Here is a 14,056-nt window from a genome sequence, read left to right on the forward strand (position 1 = left end):
CTCAGCCCAGCGGCGCCTCCCAGGACAATTGCGAGCCCAGACCGCCGATGCCCGGCTCGACCTCGAAGAGGCCGCCGTGGCGCCGCGCCCGCTCGCCCATGTTCGCCAACCCGGAATTGCGCGTCCGATGAGGATCGATGCCGCGGCCGTCGTCGGCGATCCTCACACTGATCCGACCGGCCTCGCCGTGGCCCGACACATCGATGCTGACGGCGGCCGCCGTCGCGTGCGCGTGCCGGGCGATATTCGACAGCCCCTCGCGCACCACCGCGACGACGTCGTCGCTCAGATCGTCGTCGACGCGGCCGTCGAGATCCTCGATGGTCGCCAGCTCCGTGTCCTCGTCGTCGTTGATGGGCCGCTCGTCGAGGGTGATGAGAAGAGACGGCGCATAGCCGAGGACCGCCCGCGTCAACGAGGACTCGCGGCGGATCCTCTCGACGAGGCCGACCGCCTGGTCGCGCTCGCGCAGATTATGAACGATCGCGCGGATCTGCCGGACAGCCTCGTCGATCGAGGCCAAGGACCGATCGAGCAGCTCCTCGATGGACCCCGGGTCGATGTCGCCGCCCGCGATCTTCTGCTTGGCGGCGTCGAGCTGCATGCCCGTCGCGAAGAGCTGCTGGATCGCGAAATCGTGGAGGTCGCGGCCGATGCGGTCGCGCTCGTCGAGGAGCGTGGCGACGTCCTCGGCGTGCCGGGCCGAGGCGAGCTCGAGGGCGAGGGTCGCCTGGGAGGCGAGGGACTCGGCGAGGGACAGCTCCGACCAGTCGAACTCCGGCGATCCGATCCGCCGCAGGAGGATGAGCACCCCCGACGAGTGCCCGCGCGAGCGCAGGGGCGCGTACAGGGCCGGACCGAACGCCGACAGCTCGGGGACGCGCATCGTCTGGGCGCGCGCCATCGAGTCGACGATCATGCCGGTCCCCTCGTTGAGGACGGACATCGCCCGCCCCTCGGGGGGGAAGACGAGGCCGAGGAGGTCGGCGGCCCCCACGCCGTCGGTGATCTCAGCGGCCCACGTGTCGCCCACCGACGGCAGGACGATGATCGCGGTATCCGCCCGGGAGACCTCGCGCACGGTCCGGGCGATGAGCTCGAGGGCCTCCTCCTCGTCGGCGCCCTCGAGCATCGTCGTCGTCAGGGACTGGGAGGCGGAGATCCACCTCTCGGTGCGCGTGGAGTCGGCGTAGAGGTGGGCGTTCTCGACGGCGACGCCGGCGGCGGGCGCCAACGCGGCGAGGACGGCGGCGTCGGCGGGCTCGAAGCCCCCGCGCTTGCCCGTCAGGTAGAGGCGCCCGTAGACCTGCTCGTGGACGAGGACGGAGACGCCGAGGAACGCGGGGGCGCCGTCGGGCACGACGACGTCGTCGATGTCGTCGGGGGTGTTGACGAGGAGATGCCCGGTGCGGGGGATCCTCGAGACGAGGGCGTCGGGCGCCGGCGGCAGGGGGGCGGCGTCGTGGTGCTCGATGAGCATCGAGGTGGCGCCCCAGGTGTCGAGGACGGACAGCGCCCCGTGGGGGGCGCGGGTCAGGGCGCACGCCTGGTCGACGAAGCTCTGGAGAGCCGCCTGCAGGTCGAGGGTGCTCGTCAGGTCGAGGGCGGCCCGCAGCAGGGCGAGGTCGGTGCGGTCTGGGCTCATCGGTTCTCCTGCTCCACGGCCCACCGGTAGGAGGCCCTGCTCTCGACGATACGCGAATGGGGGCCCCGGGCGACGATCGTCGCCGGGCCGGGGCCCTGCCGGTCGAGGACGACGACCTCGTCCGCGGCCTCGAGGGCCGACAGCCGGTGGGTGATGACGAGGATCCCGCGCGCCGGGTCGGCCGCCAGGAGAGCGTCCATCAGGGCGTCGGCGGTGGCGGCGTCGAGGTGCTCGCCCGCTTCGTCGACGATCATCAGGGGGGCCGGGGCGGCCAGGGCGCGGGCCATGAGGAGGCGTCGGCGCTCGCCGCCGGACACGGTCGTCCCGCCCGATCCGATGAGGGTGTCGAGGCCGTCGGGCAGGTCGGCGAGCCAGGGGCCGAGCCCGGCCCGGGCGAGGAGGGCGGCGGCGTCGTCGCGGGTCAGGTCGACGCGGGCGACCCGGAGGTTCTCGTAGACGGTGGTGGCGAAGACGTGGGCGTCCTCGGCGGTGACGGTGACGACGGAGGAGGCGTGGGCGCGCGAGGCCCCCCACGCGTCGACCCCGCAGATCAGGCTGCGCCCGGCGCGCGGTTCGAGCATCCCGGCGAGGGTCATCGCCAATGTCGTCTTGCCGATGCCGGAGGGGCCGACGAGGGCGATCCTGCGCCCGGGCCGCAGGTCGAGGTCGATGCCCTCGGCGACGACGGGGCCGCCGGGCCAGCCGATGGACAGCCCCCGGGCCTCGACGGCGGGCGCGGCGCCCGCGGGCAGGTCGTGCTCGGCCGTGGGCTCGTCCTCCCCGAGGAGGGCGGCGATCCGTTCGGCGGCCGCGGCCGAGCGGACGAGTTGGGCGGCTGCGGGGCCGAGCTCTGCCGTGCCTTCGAAGGAGGCGAGGGGGGTGAGGACGATGACGGCGAGGAGGACGGGGGCGAGGGATCCGGAGGCCGTGGCGGGGACGCCGATGACGAGTGCGGCGACGACGGCCAGACCCATCGCGAGCCGGTCGACGCCGGCGGCGATCGCCAGGACCCGCGAGGCGCGCGAGGTCGCGGCGGTCAGGGCGTCCTCGGTGCGCGCCAGGGTGCGGCGGACGACGGGTTCGACCCCGGAGACCTGGAGTTCGGTCGCGCCGTCCATGATCGTCATGGTCGAGGCGGCCAATTCGGTTCGGGCGCGCCTCGATGCGGCTTCGGCGAGGCGGGCGCCGCGCATCGACAGGACCGGGGCGACGACGCCGGACAGGAGGAGGCACAGGGCGAGGACGAGGCCGGTGGCGGGGGACAGGAGGGTCATCCCGATGACGGTGCCGATGCCGACGACCGCGCAGACCGCGGCGGGCAGGATCGTCTTGACGACGAGGTCGCCGACGTCGTCGACGTCGGCCCCGGTGCGGGCGAGGAGGTCCCCCCGGCGCAGCATCGTCAGGCGGTCGGTGCGCCGGCGCGACATGTGCGCGTAGAGGTTCTGTCGCAGCGCGTCCATCCCGTTGAGGGCGACCGAGTGGGAGGCGAGGCGCTGGCAGTAGCGCAGGACCGCCCGTGAGACGCCGAAGAGGCGGACGGCGGTCGCGGCCACTGTCAGGTAGAGGACGGGGGGTTGCTCGGAGGCGCGGGCGATGAGCCAGGCGCTCGTCGCGCTCAGGGCGATCGCGGAGCCCAAGCCGCAGGACCCGATGAGGATCGACAGGGCGAGCATTCGCCGGTCGATCCTCAGGAGGGGGAGGATGCGGCGCAGGGCCGTTCGTTCGGAGGGAGTGAGGAGTCGGATCATCGGGGGCCCTCCTGGAGGGCGGGGTCGAGGAAGCCCGGCAGGGCGGGGGCGGTGATCGGGGCCTGGGCCTGAGGGGTCAGGCCGGGGTGGGCGGCGATCTCGGCGTCGTCGGCGCTGCGCGTCTCGACCCGGATCCTCTCATCGGCGAGGGCGACGACGGCGCTGCGATGGGCGATGACGAGGACGGTGCGGCCCGAGCCGCGCAGGGCGCGGATCGCGTCGACGACGACGTCCTCGCTGACGGCGTCGAGGTGGGCGGTGGGCTCGTCGAGGATGACGAGGGGCGCGTCGTCGAGGAGGGCGCGGGTCAGGGCCAGGCGCTGGCGCTGGCCGACCGACAGACCGGCGCCGCCCAGGCCGATGCGGGTCGACCAGCCGTCGGGGAGGGAGTCGACGACGTCGAGGAACCCGGTGGCGCGCGCCGCCCGCACGAGGTCGGGGCCGGCCTCGTCGGCGTTGAGGTTGTCGAGGATCGTCCCGGGGGCGATGGTCGGGTTCTGGGGGACCCAGGTGATCTGGCTCCACCACGACTCGCGGTCGACGTCGGCCAGGTCGACGGGGCCGTCGGGGCCGTCGAGGAGGACACGGCCGAGGGTGGGATCCTCGACTCCGAGGATCGTCTGGACGGTGGTGGTCTTCCCCGCGCCGGAGGGCCCGACGAGGGCGCTGACCGTTCCGGGGCGGATCGTCGCGGACAGGCCGGCCGGGGCCCAGGCGCCGCGGGCGGCGACGGATACGGAGTCGAGGACGATGGTGCTGACTCGGGCGTCCGGCGCGGTTGCGGTCCGAAGAGAGTCTCCGGGCTCCTCGATGACGGCGAATGCGGAGTTCGCGGCGGCGACGCCGTTGGCGGAGGCGTGGAACTGCGTGCCGACCTGGCGCAGGGGCTCGAAGACCTCGGGGGTCAGCATGATGACGGCCAGGCCGCTGAAGAGGTCGATGTTCCCGTGGACCAGGCGCATGCCCACTTCGACGGCGACGAGGGCGACGCTGATGGTCGCGAGGAATTCGAGGACGGCGCCGGAGAGGAAAGCGATGGACAGGGTGGACATCGTCGTGCGCGTGTTGGCCCGTCCGAGGGCCCGCAGGTGGGACCGGGGGGTGTGCTCGCGGCCCAGGCCCCGCAGGGTCGGAAGGCCCGCCATGAGATCGAGGAGCTGGGAGCCGAGCCGTTCCATCGACGCGAGCTTGGCGGCGGAGGCGTCCTGGGTGAAGCGTCCGATGAGGATCATGAAGACGGGGATCAGGGGGAGGACGACGAGGGCGATGAGGGCGGACCAGAAGTCGAGGAGGAGGATCGTCAGCAGGGCGAGGGGGGTGACGGTGGAGACGAGGAAGAGCTGGGGGAGGAACTTGACGAAGTAGGGGGCCAGGTCGTCGAGGCCGCGGGTGACGAGGGTCGTCGTGTCGGCGCCGTGACGGGCGCGCCATCGGGGTCCGAGGGCCTCGGCCCGGTCGATGACGGCGGCTCGCAGGTCGCGGATCGCGGCGTCGGCTCCGCGGTGGGCGGTCGCCTCGCGCGCGGCGACCGCCAGGGCGCGGGCGACGACGACGCCCAGGAGCGCCCAGATCAGGGGCACGACGTCGCCGGGCGCCTTCTCCCCGGTGATGACGGGGGAGGCGGCTGCGGAGATCAGGAGGGCCTGGACGATGACGAGGGCGGCGGTGGCCAGGCCGAGGACCCCGGTCAGGAGGATATGCCGACGGGCCGAGCGGGCGTAGCGGAGCAATCGCGGATCGAATGGGCGCACCCGCCTATTGTGCCGTAATACAGTTCCTCGAGGAGGCGCGCTTGCCGTGGCGGCGCCATCGCGGATGAGGGGGAGGACGCGCCGATGAGCCGTGGTCTGAGGGAGGAGGCGGTCCGGTTGGTCCTGCTCCTCGTGGGCTTGACGATCGCCCATCTGGGGGTGTCGTTCTTCCTCGAGGCGGATTTGGGCTCCGACCCGTTCAACGTGCTCGTCCAGGGAGTCTTCCGGGTCCTCGACCCCGTGGCGGGCGGGGGAGCGATCACCCATGGGCGAGTCCACATGACGCTGTGCGTCCTCATCATCGTCGTCCTGCTGGTCGTCGACCGCGGGTACGTCAAGGCGGGGACGTTCGTGTGCATGGCGCTGGGTGGTCCGATCATCGATCTGTGGCGGTTCCTGATGGGATCGTGGATTCCGGTGGAGCCGTCGACGGCCATGCGCCTGGCCATGGTGGTCGTCGGGTGCGTGCTGCTGGCCTACGGGATGACCCTCGTGATCTCCTCGGACGCCGGCACCGGGCCCAACGACCTGGTGGCGGTGGTCCTCGCGGACCGGTCGGGTCTGCCGTTCTCCGTCGTCAAGATCGTCACCGACTGCCTCTTCGTCCTCGGAGGCTTCCTCCTGTCGGCCACAGTGGGGCTCGGCACCCTCGTGTGCATGGTCCTCGTGGGGATGGTGGCGGGCGTGTTCCTGCCGATCAATCGCCGATTCGTCGCCTCATCTGTGGGGCGCCTCGGGAGGAGGGCGGCGTCCGCGTCCGGGGCGCCGTCGGCGTAGGCGCGAGGACGGGGGCGGGCCGATGCGGCGCGGCCCCCGCCGTCGTGATGAAGACGGGCGGGGGCCGCGGTGGCATCGGGTCGGATCAGCCGGCGAGGAAGTTCTGGCCGAGGCGGATCGACGTGGGGTGCAGGCCGGTGCTCGTGTCGACGTCGTCGACGGACACCCGGTGGCGGAACACCCAGTACGACCAGGCGGTGTACGCCAGGACCACGGGGACCAGGCACACCGCGACGATCGTCATCACGGACAGGGTGGCGGGCGAGGAGGACGCCTGCTCGATCGTCAGGGAGTAGGCCGGGTCGATGGAGGACTTCTGGACCGCCGGGGCCATCGCGGCGAACACCCAGGCGACCGTTCCGGCGATCGCCAGCGACGAGAACGCGAAGGACTTGCCCTCGGCGCGCAGCGCCTTCTGGGAGAACGCGGCCGATGCGATGATCGACAGGGCGGCGACGAGCAGCGGGATCCATGCGAGGACCGATCCCGCGTAGGCGAACTGCCCCCAGATGAGGAGGATCGCCGCCAGAACGGTCGCCCCGATCGATGCGGGAGCCGCGATCGCGTTCGCCCGATCCCGAACCGCGCCCTCGGTCCTCAGGGCGAGGAACTGCGCCCCGTGCGCGAGGCAGACGACGACGATGACGACGCCGCCGAGCAGCGTGTACGGGGTGAGCAGGGAGAGGAATCCGCCGGTGAGCTGGTGGGCGGCTGTCGCCAGGGATCCGGCGGCTTCGGCGGGGGCCACGGCCTGGCCGGTCGCGGAGTCGATGACCTCGATGCGCATGCCCTGAACGAAGTTCGCGAAGGCGACGCCCAGGAGAAGGGGGACGAGCCAGGCGGAGACGGTGTGGGCCCAGTCCCAGTACCGGCGCCAGCGCTCCGTCGCCAGCTTCGAGCGCCACTCGAGGGCGCTGATGCGGACGATGAGGGCGAAGAGGATGAGGAAGAGGGCGAGGTACATGCCCGAGAACATCGTCGCGTACCACTCGGGGAACGCGGCGAAGGTCGCGCCGCCGGCGGTCAGGAGCCACACCTCGTTGCCGTCCCAGTGGGGGCCGATGGTGCGGGTCGCCTGCGTGCGCTCGGCATCGGATTTCGCGACGAGGGGCAGGAGCATGCCGACGCCGAAGTCGAAGCCCTCGAGGACCATGTACCCGGTCCACAGGACGGCGATGAGGATGAACCAGAGAATCGAAAGTGTCATGGCAGTGTCCTAGTCCTCAGTAGCCGAAGGAGAGGTCGCCGGCCGCGGCCGGGGCCTTCTCGGGGGTATCTGTGGTGTCCGCCTTGGAGGCGACGCCCTCGAGGGCGTAGCGCTTCATCAGGAGGAACCAGATGACGCCGAGGACGCCGTACAGGACGGTGAAGAGGATCAGCGTCGTCAGCATCTGCCAGGCGGGGACCGCGGTTGAGATTCCGGTCTCGGTCATCAGCAGGACCGAGCCCAGGCCCTCCCCGGTCGACAGCGCCTGGAGGTTGGGAACGACGACCCACGGCTGGCGGCCCATCTCGGTGAAGATCCAGCCGAAGGACGCGGCGAGGAACGGCAGGGGGAGGTTGATCAGGGCGAAGACGCCGAGCCGCTTCGAGTCGCTCACGCGCCCGCCCCGGGTGGCCCACAGGCCCCATGCCGCCAGGAGGAAGGCGATCATGCCCAGGCCGATCATCAGGCGGAAGGACCAGAACGTCACCATCTGCGGGGGGCGGAAGTCGTATTGGCCGGCGTCACCGTACTTGGCCGTGAAGTCCGCGTTCGAGTTGAGCAGGTCGACCATCCGGACCTGGATGTCGGCGACGCCCTCGGAGGTCGCGGTGAAGGAGTTGTGGGACAGGAAGGAGGCGACCCCGGGGATCTTGATGAACTGGGTCGGTTCGGAGGAGTCGTCGAGGGGGCAGGAGCCGAATTGGGCGACGGTGAAGGCGGCGCCGTCGGTGTCGACGCAGATGCCCTCTGCGGCGGCGATCTTCATCGGCTGGACCTTGACCATCTCCTGGCCCTGGACGTGGCCCGACAGGGCGGTGGTGATGCCGCCGATGAGGACGACGACCAGGCCGAAGCGGGCGATCGGGCGCCAGACCCGGCGGGCCTCGCTCGTCGCCGCCTCGGAGCCCTCGCGCTGGGCGCGGACCATCCACCACAGCCCCAGGCCGGCGACGAAGACGCCGGCGACGAGCCAGGAGGAGGCGAGGACGTGGGCGTACTCCGACAGGTAGACGCCGGAGGTGATGAGCGAGAGGAAGCCGCTCATCCCGTCGAGCTCGGCGCGGCCCGTCTCGGGGTTGAAGACGGCGCCGACGGGGTGCTGCATCCAGGCGTTGGCGGCGAGGATCCACGCGGCCGACAGCATCGTGCCGATGGCGACGCACCAGATGGTCGCCAGGTGCATCCCCTTGGACAGTCGGCCCCAGCCGAAGATCCACAGGCCGAGGAAGGTCGACTCGAGGAAGAAGGCGAGGAGGGCCTCGACGGCCAGGGGGGCGCCGAAGATGTCGCCGACGTAGCGGGAGTACTCCGACCAGTTCATGCCGAACTGGAACTCCTGGACGATGCCGGTGGCGACGCCGAGGGCGAAATTGATGAGGAGGAGCTTGCCGAAGAATCGCGTGGCCTTGAGCCACGTCTCATCGCCGGTGCGGTGCCATGTGGTCTGCATGATGGCGACCAGGAGCGACAGGCCGATGGTCAGCGGGACGAGGATGAAGTGATAGACGGTCGTGATGCCGAACTGCCATCGTCCGATCGTGACCGCGTCAAGCGCTGCTTGAGCGAGGGTCATGGTGCTCGCCTTCCCTTATATACGAGGGGGTGGGTGATGTGGACTAGTGGGACCTCGGTCCGTGGGACCAACGTCATGCACATGCGCAAAGATACCGGACCGGAGTCGGGCCGATGCCCAGAATCCGTCGATTGTGATGATTTTGGTGACATTGCTGTCGTGTCCTGCGCGTGTGGCGCCCCGCTCATCAACCCGTCGAGGGGATCGGGGCGGACTGTGCGACAATGATCGAAGAATCGGTCGTCGTGGGCGCACTTCCCGCGGCGCGAGCATCGCGAGGAGGGCCGTCGCCCCGCGCAGGTGCCGGTGCGACACCGCACTCCGACAAGATTTCCGCCCCTCGCGGGCGAGCGACGAGGACTGCCCCCGGTGCGGGAGGCGATCCGACAATTGGAGAAACGTGACAACTGAAAACACCCAGTCGGCGCCAGAAACGCCCGCTGCCTCCCTGCTGTTCCAGGCCCCCGCCTTCCAGGCGCCGGTCTTCCGGGCCCCCGAGCCGGCCGCTCCCGACGATGAGGGGGGCGACGAGGAGCCCCGGGCCAAGAAACCCCGTGCGCGACGCGCGACCACGGCTCAGGCCTCGCAGGCCACCCCGGAGGAGGCGCCCGGCGAGGAGCCGGCGCAAACCGCCGAGGACGACAAGCCGCGTCGGCGCCGCCGCTCGGCCCAAGTCGCCGAGGAGCCGGCGCAGACCCCGAAGAAGAAGGGGCGCCGCTCCGCCAAGGACAAGGACGCCGCCGAGGCTCAGGAGCCCGCCGATCAGGCCCCCTCGGTCGACGAGCCCGCCGACGAATCCCCCGCGGACGACTCCGAGGAGACCGAGGGGTCGACCCGCCGCCGACGCCGCCGCCGTACCCGTTCCACCTCCTCGTCGACCGAGGAATCAGCTGATCCCGTCGACCAGATCAAGGCCCTCAAGGGCTCGACCCGCTTGGAGGCGAAGAAGCAGCGCCGCCGCGAGGGGCGCAAGGAGGGGCGGCGCCACCACGGGATCACCGAGTCGGAGTTCCTCGCCCGCCGCGAATCGGTCAGCCGGACCATGGTCATCCGCGATCACGAGGGGCTCGACCAGATCGCGATCCTCGAGGACGGGCTCCTCGTCGAGCACTACGTCGCCCGCCGCACCCAGAAGTCGATGGTCGGCAACATCTACTTGGGCCGCGTCCAGAACGTCCTGCCGTCGATGGAGGCCGCCTTCGTCGACATCGGCCGCGGGCGCAACGCCGTGCTCTACGCCGGCGAGGTCAATTGGGACGCCGTCGGACTCGACGGCAAGCCGCGCCGCATCGAGTCCGCCCTCAAGTCCGGCGATCCCGTCCTCGTCCAGGTGACGAAGGACCCCATCGGTCATAAGGGCGCGCGCCTGACGAGCCAGATCACCCTGGCGGGCCGCTACCTCGTCCTCATCCCGAACGGGTCGATGATGGGCATCTCCCGTAAGCTCCCGGACAAGGAGCGCGCGCGCCTGAAGAAGATCCTCAAGCAGGTCGTCCCCGACGGCTCGGGCGTCATCGTGCGGACCGCGGCCGAGGGCGCCTCGGAGCAGCAGATCCGCGACGACGTCGCGCGCCTGACGAAGCAGTGGGCCGACATCGAGGCCAAGCGGAAGTCGACGAAGAGCGCGCCGGTCCTCCTGCGCGGAGAGCCCGAGCTCGCGGTGCGCGTCGTCCGCGACATCTTCAACGAGGACTTCACCTCCCTCATCGTCCAGGGCGGGCAGACCTTCCGGACGGTCCACGAGTACGTCGAGGAGCTGTCGCCCGAGCTCTCCGACCGGGTCGAGCAGTGGGTCGGGACCGAGGACGTGTTCCACGCCCATCGGATCGACGAGCAGCTCGCCAAGGGCATGGACCGCAAGGTCTGGCTGCCCAGCGGCGGCACGCTGGTCATCGACCGCACCGAGGCGATGACCGTCATCGACGTCAACACCGGCAAGTACATCGGCGCGGGGGGGACCCTCGAGGAGACGGTCACCCGCAACAACCTCGAGGCCGCCGAGGAGATCGTCCGCCAACTGCGGCTGCGCGACATCGGCGGGATCATCATCGTCGACTTCGTCGACATGGTCCTCGAGCAGAATCGCGACCTCGTCCTGCGCCGCCTCGTCGAGTGCCTGGGCCGGGACCGCACCCGCCACCAGGTCACGGAGATCACGTCGCTCGGGCTCGTTCAGATGACGCGCAAGCGCGTGGGGGAGGGGCTCGTCGAAGCGTTCTCCACGACGTGCGAGGCGTGCGAGGGACGCGGGTTCATCGTTCACGATCATCCGGTCGAGCTCACCGGCTCCCACGACCGGACGGGAGCCTCGCCCAAGTCGGGCAAGCGGAAGAAGGCGCAGGCCGAGCCCCGTCGCATCGAGGACACCCCCGAGCACGAGAAGGCCCGGGAGGCGCTGTCGGCGATCGCCGCGGCCACGCGCAAGGACGACAAGGAGGACGCGGCCGCTTCCGCCGCGGGCTCCGACGAGCAGGCGCCGGCGTCGAACGCGCAGTCCGTCGAGGCGGTCGAGGCTCCGGCTCCCAAGAGGCCGCGTCGTCGTCGGGCGGCCACCGCGGCTGTGGTCGAGCCGTCGTCGGATCCGTCTGAGGCCGTGGCGGTCGAGGCCGCGAAGGCCCGGGCCAAGGGTTCTGCGGGTCCCGAGGGGGACGCGGTTGAGCGCGTCGAGTCCGCCCCTACCGACACGCCGGCCCGTCCGCGCCGTCGGCGCGCGGCGACCGCCTCGGTCGTCGAGCCCGAGCAGGCGTCCTCTACTCCGGTCATCGACCTGCCGATCCGCGTCGAGCAGGCGCAGGAGGCTCCGCGGGCCGCGTCCGTCGACATCGCGCTGCCCGACGCGCCGTCGTCCGCGGACGCGCCGGCCCGGACCAAGCGCCGCCGCCGCGCCGTCTCGACGGGCGTCGTCGACGCGGGCTGAACCGCCCGCGGGGTGCCCAATCGCACAGTGATCGGGCGCCCCGCGGCGGGGGCCCGGCTTGCCTCGACCCCCGTCATTCCGATAAATTTGATCGTCGGTGCGACACTGCACCAACGGGAGCGCGACCGCTCGCCGGCCCCAGGGCCGATGCCGTCGAGTCCCTCCCGGTCCGTAACGAGAAGAGATGAGCTCCAACGTGGTCTACGCGATCGTCAAGGCTGGCGGCCGGCAGGAAAAGGTGTCCGTCGGCGACGTCGTCGTCGTCGACAAGCTGGCTGAGGAAATCGGTTCGTCCGTCGAACTCCGCCCGCTGATGCTGGTCGATGGCGACGCCATCACCGTCGACGCTGCCAAGCTGGACAAGGTCACCGTCAAGGCCGAGGTCGTTGACTCCGCCAAGGGGCCGAAGATCTCGATCATCAAGTACAAGAACAAGTCGGGCTACCGCAAGCGCCAGGGACACCGCCAGAAGCTGTCGGTCGTCAAGATCACCGAGATCGCCTGACCCGAACACTCGAGCAGAAAGTAGTTTCTGATGGCACATAAGAAGGGCCTCGGCTCCTCCCGCAACGGCCGCGACTCGAACGCTCAGCGTCTGGGCGTCAAGCGCTTCGGCGGCCAGCTCGTCAACGCCGGCGAGATCATCGTCCGCCAGCGCGGCACCCACTTCCACCCCGGTGACGGCGTGGGCCGCGGCAAGGACGACACCCTGTTCGCCCTGCGCGCCGGTGCCGTCGAGTTCGGCAGGAAGCGCGACCGCAAGGTCGTCAACATCGTCGAGCCGGTCTCTGCCTGAGACCGACCTCAGCAGTGGGCGTCCGGCTACGGCCGGGCGCCCTTTCGCTTAGAGCCGGGCCCCACCGCGAGGACCCCGGCCAACACACCAGCCCAGGGAGGCCCCAGTGGCAGACTTCGTCGATCGCGTGGTCATCCACGCCGCAGGCGGCAACGGCGGCAACGGCGTGGCCTCGATCAAACGCGAGAAGTTCAAGCCCCTCGCCGGCCCCGACGGGGGCGACGGCGGCAACGGCGGATCCGTGATCCTCGAAGTCGACCAGCAGGTGACGACCCTGCTGACCTACCACCGCAGCCCCCACCAGCGCGCCCAGAACGGCACGCCCGGCATGGGGGACTTCCGGCAGGGCAAGAACGGCCAGGACATCGTCCTGCCCGTCCCCGAGGGGACCGTCGTCAAGGCCCGCGACGGTCGGCTCCTCGCCGACCTGACCGGCGCCGGGGCCCGCTACACGGTCGCCGAGGGCGGCCGCGGGGGCCTGGGCAACGCCGCGCTCGCCTCGAAGGCCCGCAAAGCCCCCGGCTTCGCCCTCCTCGGCGAGCCGGGCGAGGAGCGCGACGTCGTCCTCGAACTCAAGTCCGTCGCCGACGTCGCCCTCGTCGGATTCCCCTCGGCCGGCAAATCCTCCCTCATCGCGGCCATGTCGTCGGCCCGACCGAAGATCGCCGACTACCCGTTCACCACGCTCATCCCCAACCTCGGCGTCGTCCAGGCCGGGGAGGAGCGCTACACGATCGCCGACGTGCCCGGCCTGATCCCCGGGGCCTCCACCGGCAAAGGACTCGGACTCGACTTCCTGCGCCACATCGAGCGCTGCGCCGTCATCGTCCACGTCCTCGACACCGCCACCTACGAGGCCGACCGCGACCCGGTCGCCGACCTGAGGACCATCGAGTCCGAACTGGCCGCCTACCAGGGCGACCTCGGCGAGGTCGAGGGGTACGTCCCGCTGATGGAACGGCCCCGCGTCATCGTCCTCAACAAGATCGACGTGCCCGACGGGCGGGACCTGGCGGAGATCACCCGTCAGGACCTCGAGGCCTTCGGCTGGCCGATCCACGAGGTCTCCGCCGTCACCCACGAGGGGCTGCGCGAGTTCTCCTTCACCCTGGCCCGCATCGTCGGCGAGCACCGGGCCGCCCTGCCGGCCATCGCCCCGGCCCGCCCGGTGATCCGCCCCGCGGCCGTCGGCTCGCGCGACAAGGTCGCGGTGACGCCGGTCGACGTCGACGGCGAGCGCGTCTACCAGGTCCGCGGCGAGAAGCCGGAGCGCTGGGTCCGCCAGACCGACTTCTCCAACGACGAGGCCATCGGCTACCTCGCGGATCGGCTGGCCGCCGCCGGCGTCGAGGACGCCCTCATGCGCGCCGGCGCCGTCGCCGGGGACACCGTCGTCATCGGGGATCTCGACGACGGCGTGATCTTCGACTGGGAGCCGACGCTGACAACCGGGCCCGAGCTGCTCGGCCACCGCGGCACAGACCTGCGCATCGACCAGCCCTCGCGGCCCACCCGCAAGGAGAAGAGGGAGATCTACCATCAGGTCATGGACGCGAAGTCCGCGGCCCGCGACGAACTGTGGAACGAGCGCCAGTCGGGCCTGTGGACCGACGCGAACGGGGGCGACGGCCGGTGAGGG

At 71.1% G+C, this 14,056-nt stretch carries 10 protein-coding genes; 5 read left to right on the forward strand and 5 right to left on the reverse strand.

What is annotated here, in order from left to right; translation table 11 throughout:
• Position 1: 1 nt before the first annotated feature.
• Genes M3T53_RS05210 through cydD form a run of 3 tightly spaced genes read right to left on the reverse strand, consistent with a single transcriptional unit; the run spans position 2 to position 5,147 of the window.
• Complete coding sequence (locus M3T53_RS05210) at positions 2–1,645, reverse strand: GAF domain-containing sensor histidine kinase (RefSeq protein WP_272433420.1); 1,644 nt, start codon at positions 1,643–1,645, stop codon at positions 2–4.
• Entirely contained in the window at positions 1,642–3,396 is a 1,755-nt protein-coding gene (gene cydC, locus M3T53_RS05215) for a thiol reductant ABC exporter subunit CydC (protein WP_272433421.1), read from the reverse strand. The genes M3T53_RS05210 and cydC overlap by 4 nt, the downstream gene beginning before the upstream one ends.
• Positions 3,393–5,147, reverse strand: coding sequence for a thiol reductant ABC exporter subunit CydD (gene cydD / locus M3T53_RS05220; RefSeq protein WP_272433422.1), 1,755 nt, complete (start codon positions 5,145–5,147; stop codon positions 3,393–3,395). The genes cydC and cydD overlap by 4 nt, the downstream gene beginning before the upstream one ends.
• An 84-nt stretch (positions 5,148–5,231) precedes the next feature.
• On the opposite strand from cydD, the gene M3T53_RS05225 reads away from it, so the two are divergent.
• Positions 5,232–5,924 carry a YczE/YyaS/YitT family protein gene (locus M3T53_RS05225; protein ID WP_272433423.1) on the forward strand — a complete coding sequence of 231 codons (693 nt, stop codon included), beginning with the start codon at positions 5,232–5,234 and terminating at the stop codon, positions 5,922–5,924.
• 85 nt (positions 5,925–6,009) lie between these two features.
• On the opposite strand, the gene cydB is transcribed toward M3T53_RS05225, so the two are convergent.
• Together cydB and M3T53_RS05235 are read right to left on the reverse strand one after the other, a co-directional pair.
• Complete coding sequence (gene cydB, locus M3T53_RS05230; RefSeq protein WP_272433424.1) at positions 6,010–7,131, reverse strand: cytochrome d ubiquinol oxidase subunit II; 1,122 nt, start codon at positions 7,129–7,131, stop codon at positions 6,010–6,012.
• A 16-nt stretch (positions 7,132–7,147) separates the two neighbouring features.
• Positions 7,148–8,704, reverse strand: a complete 1,557-nt coding sequence (locus M3T53_RS05235) for a cytochrome ubiquinol oxidase subunit I (RefSeq protein ID WP_272433425.1) — start codon at positions 8,702–8,704, stop codon at positions 7,148–7,150.
• Between the two features lie 400 nt (positions 8,705–9,104).
• Here M3T53_RS05235 and M3T53_RS05240 point away from each other — a divergent pair, with 400 nt between their 5' ends.
• From M3T53_RS05240 to obgE, 4 genes are all read left to right on the forward strand, one after another.
• Positions 9,105–11,621 carry an Rne/Rng family ribonuclease gene (locus M3T53_RS05240; protein ID WP_272433426.1) on the forward strand — a complete coding sequence of 839 codons (2,517 nt, stop codon included), beginning with the start codon at positions 9,105–9,107 and terminating at the stop codon, positions 11,619–11,621.
• Positions 11,622–11,805: 184 nt separating this feature from the next.
• Positions 11,806–12,126, forward strand: a complete 321-nt coding sequence (gene rplU, locus M3T53_RS05245) for a 50S ribosomal protein L21 (RefSeq protein WP_272433427.1) — start codon at positions 11,806–11,808, stop codon at positions 12,124–12,126.
• 30 nt (positions 12,127–12,156) lie between these two features.
• A complete protein-coding gene (rpmA, locus tag M3T53_RS05250) occupies positions 12,157–12,417 on the forward strand; it encodes a 50S ribosomal protein L27 (protein ID WP_272433428.1) in 261 nt (86 codons plus the stop codon).
• Between the two features lie 106 nt (positions 12,418–12,523).
• Complete coding sequence (gene obgE / locus M3T53_RS05255; RefSeq protein ID WP_272433429.1) at positions 12,524–14,053, forward strand: GTPase ObgE; 1,530 nt, start codon at positions 12,524–12,526, stop codon at positions 14,051–14,053.
• Positions 14,054–14,056: the final 3 nt, after the last annotated feature.

The organism is Actinomyces sp. B33, from assembly GCF_028437565.1.
In the GTDB taxonomy this organism is placed as follows: Bacteria; Actinomycetota; Actinomycetes; order Actinomycetales; family Actinomycetaceae; genus Pauljensenia.

Excerpts from the sequence above, each read along its gene's own strand:
- M3T53_RS05210 (WP_272433420.1), bottom strand. The coding sequence starts at position 1,645 with ATGAGCCCAGACCGCACCGACCTCGCCCTGCTGCGGGCCGCCCTCGAC.
- cydC (WP_272433421.1), bottom strand. The coding sequence starts at position 3,396 with ATGATCCGACTCCTCACTCCCTCCGAACGAACGGCCCTGCGCCGCATC.
- M3T53_RS05225 (WP_272433423.1), top strand. The coding sequence starts at position 5,232 with ATGAGCCGTGGTCTGAGGGAGGAGGCGGTCCGGTTGGTCCTGCTCCTC.
- cydB (WP_272433424.1), bottom strand. The coding sequence starts at position 7,131 with ATGACACTTTCGATTCTCTGGTTCATCCTCATCGCCGTCCTGTGGACC.
- M3T53_RS05235 (WP_272433425.1), bottom strand. The coding sequence starts at position 8,704 with ATGACCCTCGCTCAAGCAGCGCTTGACGCGGTCACGATCGGACGATGG.
- rplU (WP_272433427.1), top strand. The coding sequence starts at position 11,806 with ATGAGCTCCAACGTGGTCTACGCGATCGTCAAGGCTGGCGGCCGGCAG.
- rpmA (WP_272433428.1), top strand. The coding sequence starts at position 12,157 with ATGGCACATAAGAAGGGCCTCGGCTCCTCCCGCAACGGCCGCGACTCG.